15 protein-coding genes are annotated in these 15,962 nt (G+C 51.2%); 7 read left to right on the top strand and 8 right to left on the bottom strand.

What is annotated here, in order from left to right:
• Window position 1: 1 nt before the first annotated feature.
• Window positions 2-2,374 (top strand): CHASE2 domain-containing protein, encoded by a 2,373-nt coding sequence (locus QEH59_RS03975; RefSeq protein WP_308984060.1) that lies wholly within the window; start codon window positions 2-4, stop codon window positions 2,372-2,374.
• On the opposite strand, the gene QEH59_RS03970 is transcribed toward QEH59_RS03975, so the two are convergent.
• Both QEH59_RS03970 and QEH59_RS03965 read right to left on the bottom strand, forming a co-directional pair.
• Window positions 2,358-3,074 carry a hypothetical protein gene (locus QEH59_RS03970; protein WP_308984059.1) on the bottom strand — a complete coding sequence of 239 codons (717 nt, stop codon included), beginning with the start codon at window positions 3,072-3,074 and terminating at the stop codon, window positions 2,358-2,360. The genes QEH59_RS03975 and QEH59_RS03970 overlap by 17 nt on opposite strands.
• Before the next feature lie 84 nt (window positions 3,075-3,158).
• Window positions 3,159-3,479, bottom strand: coding sequence for a rhodanese-like domain-containing protein (locus QEH59_RS03965; protein WP_308984058.1), 321 nt, complete (start codon window positions 3,477-3,479; stop codon window positions 3,159-3,161).
• Window positions 3,480-3,509: 30 nt separating this feature from the next.
• Between QEH59_RS03965 and kdsB the strand changes: the two genes are divergently transcribed.
• Window positions 3,510-4,256: a 3-deoxy-manno-octulosonate cytidylyltransferase gene (gene kdsB / locus QEH59_RS03960; RefSeq protein ID WP_308984057.1), complete on the top strand. Its 747-nt coding sequence runs from the start codon at window positions 3,510-3,512 to the stop codon at window positions 4,254-4,256.
• Window positions 4,257-4,302: 46 nt separating this feature from the next.
• Here the strand turns inward: kdsB and QEH59_RS03955 are convergent, their stop codons facing one another.
• Window positions 4,303-5,430 carry a glycosyltransferase family 4 protein gene (locus tag QEH59_RS03955; RefSeq protein ID WP_308984056.1) on the bottom strand — a complete coding sequence of 376 codons (1,128 nt, stop codon included), beginning with the start codon at window positions 5,428-5,430 and terminating at the stop codon, window positions 4,303-4,305.
• A 145-nt stretch (window positions 5,431-5,575) separates the two neighbouring features.
• On the opposite strand from QEH59_RS03955, the gene miaA reads away from it, so the two are divergent.
• Window positions 5,576-6,460, top strand: coding sequence for a tRNA (adenosine(37)-N6)-dimethylallyltransferase MiaA (miaA, locus tag QEH59_RS03950; protein WP_308984055.1), 885 nt, complete (start codon window positions 5,576-5,578; stop codon window positions 6,458-6,460).
• 55 nt (window positions 6,461-6,515) lie between these two features.
• Here the strand turns inward: miaA and QEH59_RS03945 are convergent, their stop codons facing one another.
• Window positions 6,516-7,673: a substrate-binding domain-containing protein gene (locus QEH59_RS03945; RefSeq protein WP_308984054.1), complete on the bottom strand. Its 1,158-nt coding sequence runs from the start codon at window positions 7,671-7,673 to the stop codon at window positions 6,516-6,518.
• Between the two features lie 81 nt (window positions 7,674-7,754).
• Between QEH59_RS03945 and gmd the strand changes: the two genes are divergently transcribed.
• The 4 genes from gmd to upp all read left to right on the top strand — a co-directional run bounded on the left by gmd (window position 7,755) and on the right by upp (window position 11,297).
• Window positions 7,755-8,771: a GDP-mannose 4,6-dehydratase gene (gene gmd / locus QEH59_RS03940; RefSeq protein WP_308984053.1), complete on the top strand. Its 1,017-nt coding sequence runs from the start codon at window positions 7,755-7,757 to the stop codon at window positions 8,769-8,771.
• Window positions 8,764-9,711 (top strand): GDP-L-fucose synthase family protein, encoded by a 948-nt coding sequence (locus QEH59_RS03935; RefSeq protein ID WP_308984052.1) that lies wholly within the window; start codon window positions 8,764-8,766, stop codon window positions 9,709-9,711. Before gmd ends, QEH59_RS03935 begins: the two co-directional genes overlap by 8 nt.
• Before the next feature lie 143 nt (window positions 9,712-9,854).
• Window positions 9,855-10,670, top strand: coding sequence for a purine-nucleoside phosphorylase (locus tag QEH59_RS03930; RefSeq protein WP_425609233.1), 816 nt, complete (start codon window positions 9,855-9,857; stop codon window positions 10,668-10,670).
• Between the two features lie 6 nt (window positions 10,671-10,676).
• Window positions 10,677-11,297 carry a uracil phosphoribosyltransferase gene (upp, locus tag QEH59_RS03925; RefSeq protein WP_308984050.1) on the top strand — a complete coding sequence of 207 codons (621 nt, stop codon included), beginning with the start codon at window positions 10,677-10,679 and terminating at the stop codon, window positions 11,295-11,297.
• Window positions 11,298-11,353: 56 nt separating this feature from the next.
• Here upp and tatA read toward each other — a convergent pair whose 3' ends face one another.
• The 4 genes from tatA to dnaG all read right to left on the bottom strand — a co-directional run bounded on the left by tatA (window position 11,354) and on the right by dnaG (window position 15,898).
• Entirely contained in the window at window positions 11,354-11,638 is a 285-nt protein-coding gene (gene tatA / locus QEH59_RS03920; protein WP_308984049.1) for a twin-arginine translocase TatA/TatE family subunit, read from the bottom strand.
• Window positions 11,639-11,725: 87 nt separating this feature from the next.
• A complete protein-coding gene (locus tag QEH59_RS03915) occupies window positions 11,726-12,136 on the bottom strand; it encodes a putative periplasmic lipoprotein (RefSeq protein ID WP_308984048.1) in 411 nt (136 codons plus the stop codon).
• Between the two features lie 6 nt (window positions 12,137-12,142).
• Complete coding sequence (gene rpoD / locus QEH59_RS03910; protein ID WP_308984047.1) at window positions 12,143-14,035, bottom strand: RNA polymerase sigma factor RpoD; 1,893 nt, start codon at window positions 14,033-14,035, stop codon at window positions 12,143-12,145.
• A 36-nt stretch (window positions 14,036-14,071) separates the two neighbouring features.
• Window positions 14,072-15,898 carry a DNA primase gene (gene dnaG / locus QEH59_RS03905; RefSeq protein WP_308984046.1) on the bottom strand — a complete coding sequence of 609 codons (1,827 nt, stop codon included), beginning with the start codon at window positions 15,896-15,898 and terminating at the stop codon, window positions 14,072-14,074.
• Window positions 15,899-15,962: the final 64 nt, after the last annotated feature.

Here is a 15,962-nt window from a genome sequence, read left to right as displayed (position 1 = left end):
GATGAATAATTTTAAGCAGTTACTGGTTTCTTTGGGGTTGATACTCTTATCGCTGCTTATCTGGTTGTTAGTTATGCTGTCCGGCTTTCTGGATGGAGTGGAGCAAGAGACGCTGCGCTGGCGTTATTTAGCGCGTGGTGAGCTGTCATCGCAGGCCCCGATTGTGTATGTGGATTTAGATGCGGAAACAGTCTCATATATGGGAGACCGTCCGTGGGATCGACGTGAGTTTGGTGTTTTGTTGGAGGCATTATTGGGGCCGGGGGCCGCGCGGGTGGTGAGTGTGGATATCATACTTTCAAAATTTGGTGCGGGTGCCCTACTGGATATGAATCGTGCCCGTCAGGGAGATATATTTTTGGGGCAAGCGGTGGAGACGCATGCTGATCGAGTCGTGTTGGCGGCGGCTTACACCGGGGTGAAGTCGGCGACAACGGATGAGTTTGCCTTACTGCCTTTATTGCGAGAGGGGCGTTATGATGCAGAGACCGCGCCTTTTCCAGAAGCACCGACTTTTCCGATCATTAAATTTGAAGTCGGTCGACTTGGTTTGGCCAATGTAGATGAAAGTCTGAGTGAAGGGGTGGTGCCGTATTTTGTACCAGGCTTTGTTGAACTGAGTGGGCCGCGCTATAGTTATCATTTGATAGATGGTGCGATGCGTCATAAAGAGCATTTTATGAATGAGCCTTACGCTCATGTGGTGGACGATTACGTGGTGCTCACCGATTTGGATGGTTTTGTTACGGACAAGTTGCCGATGCAGCATGAGATGACCTTGTTTACTTTAGGCTTAGAGACCTTTTTGGCTGCATATGGCTTGGATGAGAATGCGGTGCAAATCAGTTCTGACAGCCTCACGATTATGCGTGAGGGGGCGGTGTTTCGTGAGATCCCATTGGTGCAGCGGCAGTCGATCGAGGTGAATTGGTTTGAGGGGTGGAACCGTTCGATTGAAAATGAGCGAATCAGTATGCAAGCGGTGTTACGGCAGGCAGATGCACTGGCGGATGCATCGAGTGCAGGGGATCAGGCGCGGGTGGCGGAATTGGAGGCGTGGTTTGAACGCTTTCGCGGTCAGGTCGTCTTTGTGGGACCCGTTGATCCGCAACTAAAAGATATTTCACTCACTCCCTTCAACCGTGAACCGGTGCCAAAGGTCGGCCTACATGCTAATCTGTATCGTACCATTGAGGATCAGGCCTATGTCACGCGTGCCGATTTGGGTACTTCGGTGGCGATTGTGTGTTTGCTCACAATGATGATTTCATTACTGGCATTGCGTGGCGGAGCTTCGCGAATGTTTGCGATCTTATTGATGATTACTTATGTGACAGTTACATTCGTGGCCTTTGCTTTGTTTCATTGCATTTTGCCTTTGATTGCGCCGGTCGGTTCGGCCTTATCGGCTGCAGTGGTGGTGGTGCTGCGTAAGCTCGGCTCTGAAGAATGGCAGCGTCGACGTATCAAGACGCTCTTTGGTGCCTATGTGGCTCCGAAGTTGGTGGATGAAATGGTGGAATCGAAGCAAGACCCCAAGCTGGGTGGGGTGGAGGCTCAAATCACAGCGCTTTTTTCAGATGTGGAAGGCTTTTCCTCACTTTCCGAAGAATTGAGTCCGGATCAATTGGTGTCATTGATGAATGAATACCTGGGGGCGATGACTAACGTATTCCAGGAGCGATCAGGTACATTGGATAAGTATATTGGGGATGCGATTGTCACGATGTTCGGTATGCCAGTCCCAGTTTCAGATCATGCTTCACGCGCCTGCCTCGCCGCAGTCAATATGCAGTTATGCCATGCGAGTCTACGTAAGAAATGGGCGGAGTCGGGGCAGTGGCCGGAGAGTGTGTTGAATATGCGCACGCGTATCGGTTTGAATTCGGGGCCCGCTGTGATCGGGAATATGGGAAGTGAAATGCGTTTTAATTACACTATGATGGGGGATTCGGTGAATCTTGCGGCACGCTGTGAGAGTGGTGCTAAATGCTATGGCGTATACACGATGGCAACAGAACATACCCTGAGTTCTGCACTTGAGGAAGGTGCGGAACTTAATTATCGTAAGTTAGATCGTGTTGTGGTTAAGGGGCGACGGCAACCTGTTGAAGTATATGAGTTATGGGATCCGTCGATGTCGCGGGAAACAACCGAGCCTTGTAAACTCGCGTATGAAGCTGCACTCGAACTGTATTTTGCGGCAAAGTGGGAGGCGGCGTTGGCAGGATTTGAAGCGGCGCAAAAGCACGAGCCATCCCAGGCCTTTGCCCCGACGACTCCCTCGCTGTTACTTCAGGCGCGTTGTCGCGAGTTATTAGAGAGCGGAGATCCCAGCAACTGGGATGGCGCTTATATCATGACCTCGAAGTAGGCCACTGTTCTTTACGCATCAAATTTTCAGGCTTCGATACTTCTGTGGCCAAGATGTCGCCCACATAGACTTTGATCCAGATGCCACGCATCTCGTCTTCGCTGGTTTCTTTGCCACCGTTTTTCCAGTAGTAGCCTGATTCCAGTTTAGTTTCCAACATCGGGAATTTCTCGGTTTCTACGGAGGCTTCTTGGCCTGCCTTCAATGTGGGCACCTTTGTTTGCCCGAAGAGATAGCGAATTTCACCTTCGCTACGTTTTTCTGCTGCCAGTGCATCCTCAAATTTGAAAATCAGGTATTCGATCCGGATATCTTTGATATCGATATAGGCGTCGTTGGTGAGTACAATGCCGTAGCTTTGCTTCCATGTTTTGCGCATAATGCCACCACCATTACTTGCCCAGCGAGTTTTATTGTCCACCTCGGTGGTGAAACGTACTTCAATGGCGCCGTCCTGAAGCATCGCGGTGCGGGCCCAGTCCCGGATGTAGATTTGATCTTCTTTGCTGAAGCGCGTAATGTCGACTTTAGTGGCAAGTCCGTCACGACGTTCGATGTAGACGTCCTCGCCGCTGACTTGATTTAATTTTGCCTCCATTTCACGACCTGTGCTGTCCGTGAATGTACGGAATTCGGCTTTCGCTGTGGATTCCGAACTAAAGCAAAAGGCTAAAAGAAAGAGGGGCCATAAATGTCGCATTCATTGATACTAAGGTACATTTTGTGTTAGATCCAGTCCTTTTAGTCGTTAGTTTTGTCTTTGTCGTGATTGTCTTATCTAAACTTAGTAACGGCGCATTTCGGGGGCGACTTCGCAGGCCCAGGCATGGATACCACCTGCGAGATTGATCGTATTTTCAAAGCCTTTGGCAGTGAGGTATTGCACTACATTCATACTGCGCATGCCGTGATGGCAGAGTACGATGAGTGGGACCTTGCGCGGCAGTGATTCGTAGCGGTTGGGAATCTCACCCATCGGGATATGTAAGGCGCCATCTATCCGGCAGATTTCCAGTTCGGAGTCCTCTCGAACATCCAACAAGACCACGGTGGGGTCTTGTACGCGTAAATTTGCTGCATCGGTGGCACTGATTTCCTTGTTCATTGCAGAACTTTCATGATGATGCTTGAGCATATGTCAAAGACACCCTCGATAATTGTTCCCGCCCGTCTCGCTTCGATGCGTTTTCCTCAAAAGTTGCTGTATCAAGTGCAGGGCAAACCGATCATATTATGGACGGCTGAACGCATCCAGTCTGTGGCTCCCGAGTTTCCGCTTTATTTTGCTGTGGATGACGATGCTCTGGAGCGCTGCTTGAATGAGGCCGGCTTTAATACCGTACGCACGCGTCCGGAGCACCCGAGTGGCACGGATCGTTTGGCAGAGGCCAATGCTACGGTGGGGGCGGCGGCGGTGATTAATGTTCAAGGTGATGAACCGCTCGTCACTGGAGAGCAAATACGGGCGCTGGCTGCAGGTTTGGAAGGTGAAGCTGCGATTGCGACGCTGGCAGTGCCGTTTCAGCGTCCACAGGACTTTGCCAATCCCAATCAGGTGAAGGTGGTTTGTGATCGCGCGGGGTATGCCATGTATTTTTCACGCTCGCCGATGCCCTTTGCGAGAGACACGGCGGGGCAAGTGGATGCGAGTTGGTTGGCGCAAAATCATTGTTACCGGCATTTGGGCCTCTATGCTTATAAGGCTGATTTCTTGAGTGCATTTTCTAGTCTGGAGCCAGGATTTTTGGAGCAAATTGAAAAACTGGAGCAGTTGCGTGCAATGGAACACGGTTATCGTATCCATGTTGGTATCACGGATCAGGCGACGATCGGTATCGACACTCCGGAAGATATTGGAGTTTTCGAAGCTCGCTTAAAGTAATGTGTGTGGCTGTGTGAGCTGTTACGGGGAGTGTGTGAGTGCTGACTCAGGATTCATTTCTGACTGTTTCGAGGTCGGCAGCAAATTGTTTCACTATGCCCTCCCAACCCAGTCCGATCGCGGTATTGCGAGCGGCGCTGCGAATACTGGGCCAGTTGGCTTTTTGGCTGAGTGCGCGGATGGCCGCTTGCAGGAAGGCCGCACTGTCGTTAAAGGGCGCTAGAAATCCGTTGCGGGCATCGATGATGAAACGTCCAGGTGCAGCATAATCATAAGCCAGAGTGACGAGGCCGGAGGCCATCGCTTCGGTGACGACATTGCCAAAGGTCTCGGTGACGCTGGGGAATACAAACAAATCGGCAGAGGCGTAGTGGCGTGCGAGGTCTTCCCCCTTTTGCATGCCGGCGAAAATAAAGTCTGGGTGCGCCTTTTCCAGTTTTGCCCGGGCAGGGCCATCCCCGACAAAGACGCAGGCAACGTTGGGATGATCGCGTTTTATTTGTTCAAACGCTTGGGCGGCCAGCGGAATGTTTTTCTCCGCGGCGAGCCGGCTGACAAAGAGTGCTACCAGACCGTCATCGCGCACACCCCAGCGTTGGCGTAGCTGGGGATCGCGTTTGTCGGGATTGAAGAGCTTGGTGTCGACGCCGCGTCCAAGTAGGCGAGTGCCTTCGATCCCCATGTCTTGCAGACGTTGAATGACATCTTGCGAAGGAGCGAAGGTGCGACGGGTTTTATTGTGTGTTTTGCGTAGGAAGCCTTCGACCATCTTTTCAAGGATGGGCAATTTATAGTGCTTCATATACTCGTGAAAGTTCGTGTGAAAGCCAGAGACTATAGGGATCTTAAGATCCGCTGCTGCCTTTATGGAAGATTGTCCTAGCGGCCCTTCGGTAGCGGCATAGATAATGTCAGGTGGCTCGGCGGCCCACAGCGTACGAAGTTTGCGGCGGCAGGGGAGTCCAAAGCGCAGGCCGTCGTAGCCAGGCAGTGGTAGTCCGGTGACGATAGTTTCATCCGTGTATTGTGCATTTTGCGCTTCGGAGCTTTGGCGGGGACGTACTATGCTGACCCGATGACCTTGTTGGCGTAGTTCGTCGCTAATACGGTGTAAAGTCATCGCGACACCGTTGACTTCCGGAGGATAAGTTTCAGTGACGATGCAGATTTTCATTATAAAGGAGTTTGGAGGACGGTTCCGAAAGAAGCATTGGGCATCGCGGCGGATGATTGCGCTACGTGATTGCCATGTTTGGATAGAAGCGCAAGTGTCCGAAAATCGCGCCCTATACACAAGTCGAGAACCTCAATTTACGCAAATGAAACAATCACTACACATCATCACAGGACCCACAGCCGTAGGTAAGACGGAGTATGCACTCGGCTATGCCCAAGCTCATGATGCGGAGATTGTCTCTTGCGATGCTTCGCTGGTCTATCGTGGAATGGATATTGGAACTGCCAAGCCGACACATGCTGAGCTTGCACGTGTGCCGCATCATTTGATTGATCTGTGTCCAGTTAATGAGCCTTACGATATCGTAGCTTATGTGCGGGATGCGCAGGCTGCGGTAGAGGCTATTTTTAGGCGTGGGAAATCGGTGGTCGTGACCGGGGGCAGTGGCTTTTATCTGAAGAGTTTTTTTGCGCCGGTGATTGATGTTGTGAAAGTTAGTGATGAGGTGCGTGCAGCTGTTGCTACACTTTACGAGGCTGAGGGCTTGGAAGGTTTACTCATGGATTTGCGAGAGCGTAGTCCGGCAGGATTTGGTAATTTAGATATTAAGAATCCGCGCCGCGTTTTGCGGGCGCTCGAGCGCTGTATTGCCTCTGGTAAGGACTTGCTGACTTTACAGGCCGAATTCGCTGCGCGTCCGGAGCCCTATGGCGATTGTAGTAAGCATTATATATTACTCGGACGTGATAAGGAGAATTTGAAACAGCGTGTTGCACATCGCGCGGATTTGATGCTGCAGCAGGGCTTGATTGAAGAGGTGGAGGCTTTATTGAAACTGGGCTTGCAGGCGAATCCCAGTGCCGCATCTGCGATTGGTTATCGTGAGACGATTGCCTTTTTGGCAGGTGACATGCGGCGCGAGGAATTACTGTCTAGCATTGTTCAAAACACGCTGCATTTGGTGAAAAAGCAAGGCACTTGGTTTCGCACACAGATTCGGCAACCGGATGAGACGGTGTTTTTTTAATTTTTGTAGCAGGATTTCAGTTGGCGCTTTTGTGCTTCAAGCCTGACCGCCTGCGTTAGTGGCTATGGTGTTCGCGGTATACTTTGGGGGCGATTTGGCAGCGTTGCTTAAACCATGCCGAAAAATGGTGTGCTTCCGGGTAGCCGCAACGGATGCCCACCTCCATGATGGGGAGCCGGGTGCTGCGTAGCAGCTGTTGTGCAAGTTGCAAGCGGGCCTGGCTCAGCATCTGATAGGGGCTAGTGTTGAATTGCTCTTGAGTGGCTAATTCGAGCGAGCGCCGTGAGACGCCGATACGTTGCGCTAGCGAGGCCGCGTCCAATTCTGAATTGGCCAAATTTTCCCGAATGGTGTTGGCTGCCAATTGCGCGATGCGTGCCCGGTTGGAGGCGAGTGAAGAGGCACGAGGTATGAGTTGACTGGGAGTTGTTAATTGTAGGTGACTGGGAGGTTTTTCTTGTTGGATTGTCTGATGTAGCGCACGCGCAGCCATATATCCCGTCTCGCGAATCGGTTGCTTGAAACTACTGATTCCGATGCCAGCAAAAATCGATTCCGAGGGGTCGTTGTCGACTCCGAGCACTAAGATATCTTTGCCACAATGGATGTCTTTTTGGCGTGCCAGCGTGATGAGTTCGCGGGCACTGAGGTCGTTGGAGCAAAAAATACCGATGAGTTCCGCACGCCCTTTCAGTTGTTCCAGTTGGTCGCCGAGTGTGGGACCCGGTCGAAGTTGAATACATTCCTGCGCATTGGTGTGGCCAGTTGCATTGGGGAGCGCCAGTGCCAGACCTGCTTTAAAGCCTGCTTCACGTAGCCGTGTGTAATACACCCCATCGGCCCCAAGGAAGGCATAGCTTTGGGCGCCCTGCACGCGTAAATGAGTCGCTGCCGCCAGCCCGGTTGCGTAGTCGTCGGGGCCGACTGTTGGTAAGCTTTCAATCTTGGAAAAGTTGAACATGTTGATCGCGGGGACGCCTGCTCGACGTAACCCTTCCACCCAGCCGTCACTGACGAAGGTGCCCAGTGCGCCTGCCAGTTGGCCAGAGCGCGCGAGTTCCATTAGGCGTGTCTCGAAACCAAAATTTAGCGGCATTAACTGCCAATCCAAATGCATTTCGGCCAGATAATCGGAAGCACCACTAAATATTTCTGCCGCATGCCGAAAATTTAAGTCAAATGCAATCGCTACGGTTTGTTCCCTTGTTTTCATCTTATTTTTCGCATATATATAAATAATAATACGTAAATACGAAAAGACAGTGTTGGGGTAAATGATTATAGTGAGGTCATTATGAAAAAAGCACTGATTACAGGTATCACCGGGCAAGATGGATCATATCTTGCAGAACTTCTGCTCGAGAAAGGTTACGAGGTGCATGGCATCATTCGTCGCTGCTCGACTTTTAATACGCAGCGCATCGATCATCTTTATACCGATCCGCACATCAACGGCACTAAGTTATTTCTTCACTACGGTGATTTGGCTGACGGAGTGATGTTAATGAAGCTACTTTATCAAATACAGCCTGATGAGATTTACCACCTGGGTGCACAGAGTCATGTGCGGGTTTCATTTGACGTACCTGAATACACCGGTGATGTGACTGGCTTGGGCACGCTACGTTTGCTGGAAGCGATTCGCGAAGTCGGACTCGATGGCAAATGCCGCTTTTACCAAGCTTCGTCGTCGGAGATGTTTGGCATGGTGCAGCATGTGCCTCAGACGGAGAAGACGCCTTTTTACCCGCGCTCGCCCTATGGCTGTGCCAAGGTTTATGCCTATTGGTTAACTGTGAATTACCGCGAGTCTTACGGCATGCATGCGACGAACGGTATCTTATTTAATCACGAGTCTCCCCGGCGTGGAGAAACATTTGTGACTCGCAAGATCACGCGTGCGGCGACTCGTATCAAGCTCGGTTTGCAGGATAAGCTCTACCTTGGCAATCTCGATGCACAGCGTGACTGGGGTTATGCGAAGGAATATGTCGAAGCGATGTGGCTGATGTTGCAGCAGGATGAGGGGGACGATTATGTTATGGCGACTAATGAGACCAATTCGGTCAAAGACTTCGTGATCGAAACCTTTAATTTGCTCGATTTGGACTGGGAGAAATATGTCGATTATGATAAGCGCTATGAACGTCCGACAGAAGTCGATCTATTGATCGGAGATCCGGCTAAGGCGAAGAAGCAACTTGGTTGGGAGCCCAAGGTGAAGTTTAAGGACTTGGTTAAGATTATGGTCGATTCCGATTTAGTTTTGGCAAAACAGGAGCTGGCTTATAAGCAAGCAACAAATGGATAAGCAGGATACAATATATGTGGCCGGGCATCGTGGCATGGTCGGAGGAGCCGTCGTGCGTGCTCTGCAGTCCGAGGGCTATGACTCGATTCTCACGCGCACGCGCAGTGAGCTGGACTTACTCGATCAGTCGGCGGTGCATGCTTTCTTTCAAGCAGAGCGACCTACTGTTGCGGTCATTGCGGCGGCACGTGTCGGAGGTATTCATGCAAATAATACTTATCCAGCCGAGTTCATGTATGAGAACTTGTCGATCGCGCAAAACACGATTCATGCAGCCTATCAGGCTGGTGTAAAACGCCTGCTCTTCCTCGGGAGTACCTGTATCTACCCCAAGCTTGCGGAACAACCGATACGTGAAGCGTCGCTCTTAACTGCGCCGCTAGAACCTACCAATGAAGCGTATGCAATCGCTAAGATTGCAGGTTTGAAAATGTGTGAGTTCTATCGCCGTCAATACGGCGTCTGTTATCATTCTGCGATGCCGACGAATCTGTATGGGCCGGGGGATAATTATCATCCTCAAAATTCGCATGTGTTGCCGGCACTGATTCGTCGTTTTCATGAAGCGAAGCAAAATGCTGCGCCCGAGGTCGCGATTTGGGGCACCGGCACCCCATTGCGTGAGTTTCTACATGCGGATGATGCTGCGGCAGGTATCTTGCATTTGCTGCAACTTGAGAATCCACCGAATTGGGTGAATTTAGGATGTGGCGAAGATATTTCGATCGGTGATCTCGCTCGTCTGGTGATGCAGACGGTGGGCTACCAAGGCGAGCTTACTTTTGATACGAGTAAACCGGATGGTACGCCTCGGAAGTTAACGGATATTTCTTGTATTAAAGAGACTGGTTGGTCGCCCAAGATTGATATCGAGCAAGGTGTGGCGATGGCTTATCAGTCGTTTTTAGAGGAACAGGCTGCTGGCGCACTGCGTCAGTAATGCAGTGAAAGCTTACTTAGCAAAGCGAGGGCTTCTATCCTCGCTTTGCTTTTGCATGGCTACAGACAAAAGTTGCCTTGGAGGGATTTTTTGTCAGCCTCCCTGCAAACAGGCTTCCGTTTTAGAGACTAGCGAGGGGAGATCTGTGTTTGCGACTGATTATGAAACTGCCCGAATTGCCTCAAGAACTCACTGATTTTCAACCCGAAATCGCTTTGATTTTAGGCTCGGGCCTCGGTTTCTTTGCAGATGATCGTATTGAAGTGCTCGGTCGATTGCCTTATACTGAGATCGCCGGGTTTCCGGTGTCTACCGTACCGGGACATGCGGGGCAATTTGTCTTTGGCACGCTCGAAGGTAAACGGGTGCTCTGTATGCAGGGGCGGTTTCATTTCTACGAGGGCTATACTATGTCGGAGCTGACCTTGCCCATTCGGTTGATGCATCGTATGGGCGTGCACACACTATTTGTGACCAATGCGGCGGGAGGCATCAATCGTGACTACGTTCCTGGCGATTTTATGCTACTGAGCGATCACATTAACTTTTTAGGCACCAATCCCTTGATTGGTTGGCAGGGCGATGCAGGCGTGCGTTTCCCGGATATGACCGAAGTGTATAATGGTGCGCTGCGTGCCAAAATACGTGAGTGGGCGCTCGCGCAAAGAGTGGACCTGAAGGAAGGGGTCTATTTAGCGACCACCGGACCTAGTTTTGAGACACCGGCTGAGATTCGTGCCTTTGCGGCACTGGGTGCAGACGCCGTGGGTATGTCGACAGTGCCTGAAGCGATCGTGGCACGTAAGTTTGGCATGCGTGTGCTGGGTATTTCCTGTATCACCAATGCCGCAGCCGGTATTTCCGAAACCGAATTGTCACATGAAGAAGTTGCCGAGACTGCGGACCGTGTGCGTGTGCAATTTGCTGATTTGTTGGCCGCTGGGGTTCAACTTGCTTAATACATTATGACCACAGATCTATCCACACATCCACTGGTGCAACATTATCTGACGATTCTGCGTGATCGTCAGACGACAGCGTCGGAATTTCGCCGCTGTTGCAAGGGCATGACAGAAGTTATCATGGTGGAGGCGGCTAAACTGCTATGCCTCGATCCAGTGCAGGTGGAAACACCTTTGGAGACGACTGATGGGGCACGTCTTAGCGCTGGTGTAGTGTTTGTGCCGATTTTACGCGCGGGGCTAGGGATGCTTGATCCGGCGATGGGGATTATTCCCGGTTCCAGCGTGGGCTACATTGGTTTAGAACGGGATGAGACGACTGCTGAAGCAAGTTGTTATTATGCAAAAATGCCCGATCTCAGTGCCAGTTCACAGGTGTTCGTGCTCGATCCTATGCTAGCGACGGGTGGCTCTGCAGCACAATGCGTCGAACAAATTAAAGCGCATGGTGCCAGACGGGTGAATATGGTATGTATCATTGCCGCCCCCGAAGGCATCGCCGCCTTCGAAGCAGCTCATCCCGATGTACCAATTGTGGCGGGGAAAATTGATCGTGAGCTGAATGCGCAGCGCTATATTTTGCCCGGCTTGGGTGATTTTGGTGATCGCTTGTTTAATACCTAATCGCAGAGAGGCCGGTCAGAGAGAGAGGCCGGTCAGAGTCTGCCTGAAAACATTTTTTATGCCTTCTCGACTTTTTCTGTCTTGTCGGCTTCTTCGCCAGCGCTGGCGGATTCGACTTGGCGCGGAGCCGCTTTCACCTCAGGTTTACTAGGCTCTTCATCCATGGCAGTGCGGATGTCTTCTTCAATCTCTGATGTCGCCTTCTTGAACTCGCGAATCGATTTTCCAAAAGACTTGAAGAGTTCGGGGAGACGTTTGGCGCCAAATAACAGCAGAACGATGAGGAAGATCAGGAGAATCTCCGGACCATTGATGTTTTGGATAAAAGCGAAAGGATTCATTGAATATGTTGAATGGCTGGTGTGAATGAATAGAAAACTGCCTAAGATCGAGGAACTTAGGAGGGAGGATCTTAAGAAGCCTTAAGCTTAGTCGACGACGGGGTCACGATAAATTTTGCGCAGGCGCTCACTTTCGCTGAGGCTGACTGGAAGTGCTCGATCATTAATGCGCGGGAGACCTTCTAATATGTCAGCAGTGCGAAGACCGTCCCGCTGCGGGCGGGTTTTTAGGGTGGCGGTTTGATTGCCCGCACTATCGCGTGTGACTAAGAAGGTATTATCCTCTAGTGTACGTGCGTTACGTAATGTAGCCAGTCGTTCGAATTCATTGACATGCACGATGGTGGCTGTGTTGACCGCAATGACTGTGCCAGTGCGTGCAGAGCCGATTTGTTGATCACCCTCCGTGACGCGGACACCCGAAGGGTTGCTGCAACCACTGAGCAGAGCGAGGGCGATGACAACAAGTGAATAGAGGGGGCGATGTTGGGAGCACATAGTCGATTATTTGTGTTTAGCGTTTTCTCGTTTGATGCTGTCCATACCTGGTTTTTCGAGATTGATGTCGCCCTCAAAGAAGCCGTGTAACTGGCGGATACGCGTGGGGTGTCGCATCTTACGCAGTGCTTTAGCTTCGATTTGACGGATACGCTCCCGGGTGACTTTGAACTGACGGCCCACTTCTTCCAGCGTGCGGGAGTAGCCATCGGCGAGGCCGAAACGCAGAGAGAGCACGCGGCGCTCGCGCTCGGTGAGCGAGTCGAGCACGTCGGTGATCTTTTCGCGCAATAAGCTGTAAGCTGTCATATCGTAGGGGTTTTCTGCTCCTTTATCTTCGATGAAGTCACCAAAGTTGGTGTCGTCGGAATCGCCGACCGGGCTCTGTAGCGAGATCGGTTGCTGCGCCATTTTCATGATGGATTGCACGCGCTCGATCGGCAGGTTCATTTCATCGGCAACTTCTTCTGCTGTGGGTTCGTGGCCGAGCTCTTGTAGCAGTTGTTTCTGCACTTGCATGACCTTATTCAAGGTCTCGATCATGTGGACCGGGATACGAATTGTCCGTGCTTGGTCAGCGATGGAGCGGGTGATCGCTTGGCGAATCCACCAAGTTGCATAAGTGGAGAACTTATAGCCGCGGCGATATTCAAATTTTTCCACCGCTTTCATCAAGCCCATGTTGCCCTCTTGAATCAGATCGAGGAAGGAGAGGCCACGATTGGTGTATTTTTTGGCGATAGAAATGACCAGGCGCAGATTGGCTTCCACCATTTCCGTTTTGGCCTTGTGTGCTTCGCGCATGCCTAGGCGGACCTCGCGAATAATATCCATGAATTCGCGTGAATCCATTTTAAACTCGGTCTTGATTTCTTCCAGGCGTTGTTCTGTGGCCTGAACATCGACCTTAGTCTTGCGGCGGGCGGACACCATTTCGGCGTCGGCGAGGTCATCGTAGAGGTTCGAGACCTCACGATAGACGGGGGTGAGGTCGTTGAGGAAATCTTCGAAACATTTGAGCTTCAGGCAGTATTTACGCAGTACCTTGCGCAACTCTTCCTCGTATTTAATCATACGAGTGCGGGCGCGCTTGGCGTTGGACTCATTAGTTGCGTTGATGTGGCTGTCCCACGCGGCATAGATACGCTCGCCGAGACGGTGTGCTTCTTCGAGTAGTTTAGGTAAGCTATTAAAGTAGGCTTCGCGGCTCTCGATCTTCTTGTCCAAAACGACGCGATCAAAGCGCTCTTCACGATTTAGCAGCTTTTGTACGATGTTGTTTTGAAATTCCAATGTCAGTGCAGTGGAAAAGAGTGCGTCTTGGGCCTTGAGCTCCGCCTTCTCGATACGCTTGGAGATGGCAACTTCTTCCTCACGGGTAAGCAAAGGCACCTGACCCATTTGCTTGAGATACATGCGGACGGGATCGTCCAGAATGTCATTTTGAGAAGTGCGAACTTCCTTTTCCTCTGTCTCTTCCTGCCGTGCTTTGAAGGCTTCGACCTCATTGTCGTCGAGGATCTCGACTTCAAGGTTTTGTAGGATGGAAATGACATTTTCAATCTCGTCTGGATTGTTGACGGAATCAGGCAGTGCCTGATTGATGTCCTTATAAGTCAGGAAGCTTTGTTCCTTCGATAGGCGGATCAGATTGCGGATACGCTCATTGAGTTTTTCCTGTGCCTTGGGGGATAGCTTGCGTTTCTTGACGGCTTTCTTGGCAGCGGCTTCAAGTGTTGCGTCGTCGGTTTCATCGTCGATGACGACCTTTTGAGGGGCGACGGCCTTCTTGCTTGTCGCAGTCTTTTTGCTGACGACCTTCTTTTTGACCGATGCTTTGGAGGCGTCGGTTTTTTTAGCGGGAGCTTTGGTGGCGGTTTTCTTTTTCGCGGCTGGCATAATTAGTTTCGTGAAGTGGTCGTGAAGTATACGGTCTTAAAGTTTTACTTGGAGTGGAAGTGCAACGTTGCGTAGGAGTGCTTTGCGCTCACGCATGAGGCGGATCTGTGTTTCGGGATCTGAATTGATGATCTTTTGTTCCAATTGTTTAATCTGGGCTTCTACATAATTGCGTCGTAGGCGTTCTAGGCAAAACTCGATTTGTTTGGAGGGCACTTCAACCAAGAGTTCACGGGAATGTATGTCTGCGAGGAGTTGTCGTTCTTCGACGGTATCAATGATGTTTTCAATTTGCTCAACGCTCTCTATCATCCCCTCGCGTAATTCAGCAAGCAGTCGAGAGAGCAGGCGGCCTGTGGTGGAGTCTGTATTAATCCATTCGTAATCAATAATTTCAGAAAGCTTATTGGCATATTCCGGATGATGTAAAACGAGCCAAAGTAGCTCCCAAGTGGCCTGTGTCAATAGCGGGTCTCGTTTGGCTTTAGATGCTGGCTGGGCTTTTTCTTGTTGCTGGTAGGCTGGACGAGGTGCTGGTACTTTTTGAAAGTCTCGAAGCGCGGCCATTGGGTCGACATTTACCAGCCGGGCTGCGATTTGAATGTAGTCTTCCCGGGCCACCTCGGAAGGCACGTGATGTAGCAGCTCGAAGACGGCGCGTAGGGCAGTGGTTTTCTCGTGTGTGCTGGGCGGGCGGTCCTTGGGGAGGTTTTCGGCGATGAGGAGTTCGATGCCGCTTTTGGAGCTTGCACGTAGTGGGACCAGTGCTTCGGCACCTTGTTCCCTTAGTAAATCATCAGGGTCGGCTTTCTCTGGCAGTAATAGGAAGCGAAACTCGAGGCCAGCTTTGAAGGCCAGGGGAAGAGCGCGTAGGGCAGCCTTGCGGCCAGCGGAGTCTCCGTCGAGTAGACATTCAATACTGTTGGGCTCGTAGCGACGGAGTAGATGCATCTGATCGTCGGTGATCGCCGTACCTTGGGGGGCGACTGCGGTGTGTAGGCCGACGGACCAGCAGCGGATGGCGTCGAGTTGTCCCTCTACTAATAAGAAGCTGTCTCCATCTTTTAAATGGGTCCGGGCGTGATCCATTCCAAAGAGGATGCGGCCTTTGTGGAAGATCGACGTTTCGGGGGAGTTGACGTATTTTGCTTCGCGGGCAGGATCGTCTGCTGGTGTTTGCGGTAGTTGGCGTGCAGTGAAGGCCACCACGCGGCCTTGAACATCGCGTATGGGAATCATCAAACGGCCACGAAAACGTGATTTGAAGTTCTCATGATTGCGTTCGCCATCTCGGGCGAAGAAGAGGCCGGACTGTAGCATGGCTGCGGTGGAGATCTTGCGCTCCTTACAGTAGAGCGCCAAGGCTTCGCGGGCCGCAGGAGCATAGCCGATTTTTACTTCCTTAGCTGTTTCGGGGCTGAAGCCACGTTTGTTTTTCCAATAATCACGTACCGGGCCAGCTTCCTGAGATTCCAGAAATTGCTGATGGAACCAAGTGGTGACGAGTTCATGTAGCTCGAAGATCTGCTTGCGTAACGAGACTTCTTCACGTGAAGGCCCGCCGGCTTCGTACTCCAGGGAAATATTAAATTTTTTGGCGAGAAATTCCACTGCCTCGATAAATTCGAGGTTCTCTTGCTTCATGATGAAGGTGAAGCAATCGCCACCTTCGCCGGTACTGAAGCACTTGTAGAAGCCGCGGTCGGGGTGTACGTAAAAAGAGGGTGTTTTTTCCTGAGTGAATGGACTCAGACCCTTCCATGAGCGCCCGGCTTTTTTGAGCTGGGCATAGGGTGCGACCACGTCAACCAAGTTGACTTGGTGTTTTATGGTTTCGATTGAGCTTTGTTTGACGCGTGGCAAGTTGAGAAAAGAAAATGAAGGTGGATGATGAAATGTAAATAATCGTCTTTGAGCATGCTCAGAC

The organism is Thalassobacterium sedimentorum (genome assembly GCF_031127905.1).
GTDB classification, from domain to species: Bacteria; Verrucomicrobiota; Verrucomicrobiia; order Opitutales; family Coraliomargaritaceae; genus Thalassobacterium; species Thalassobacterium sedimentorum.
This window is presented reverse-complemented; position numbering and strand designations above follow the sequence as displayed.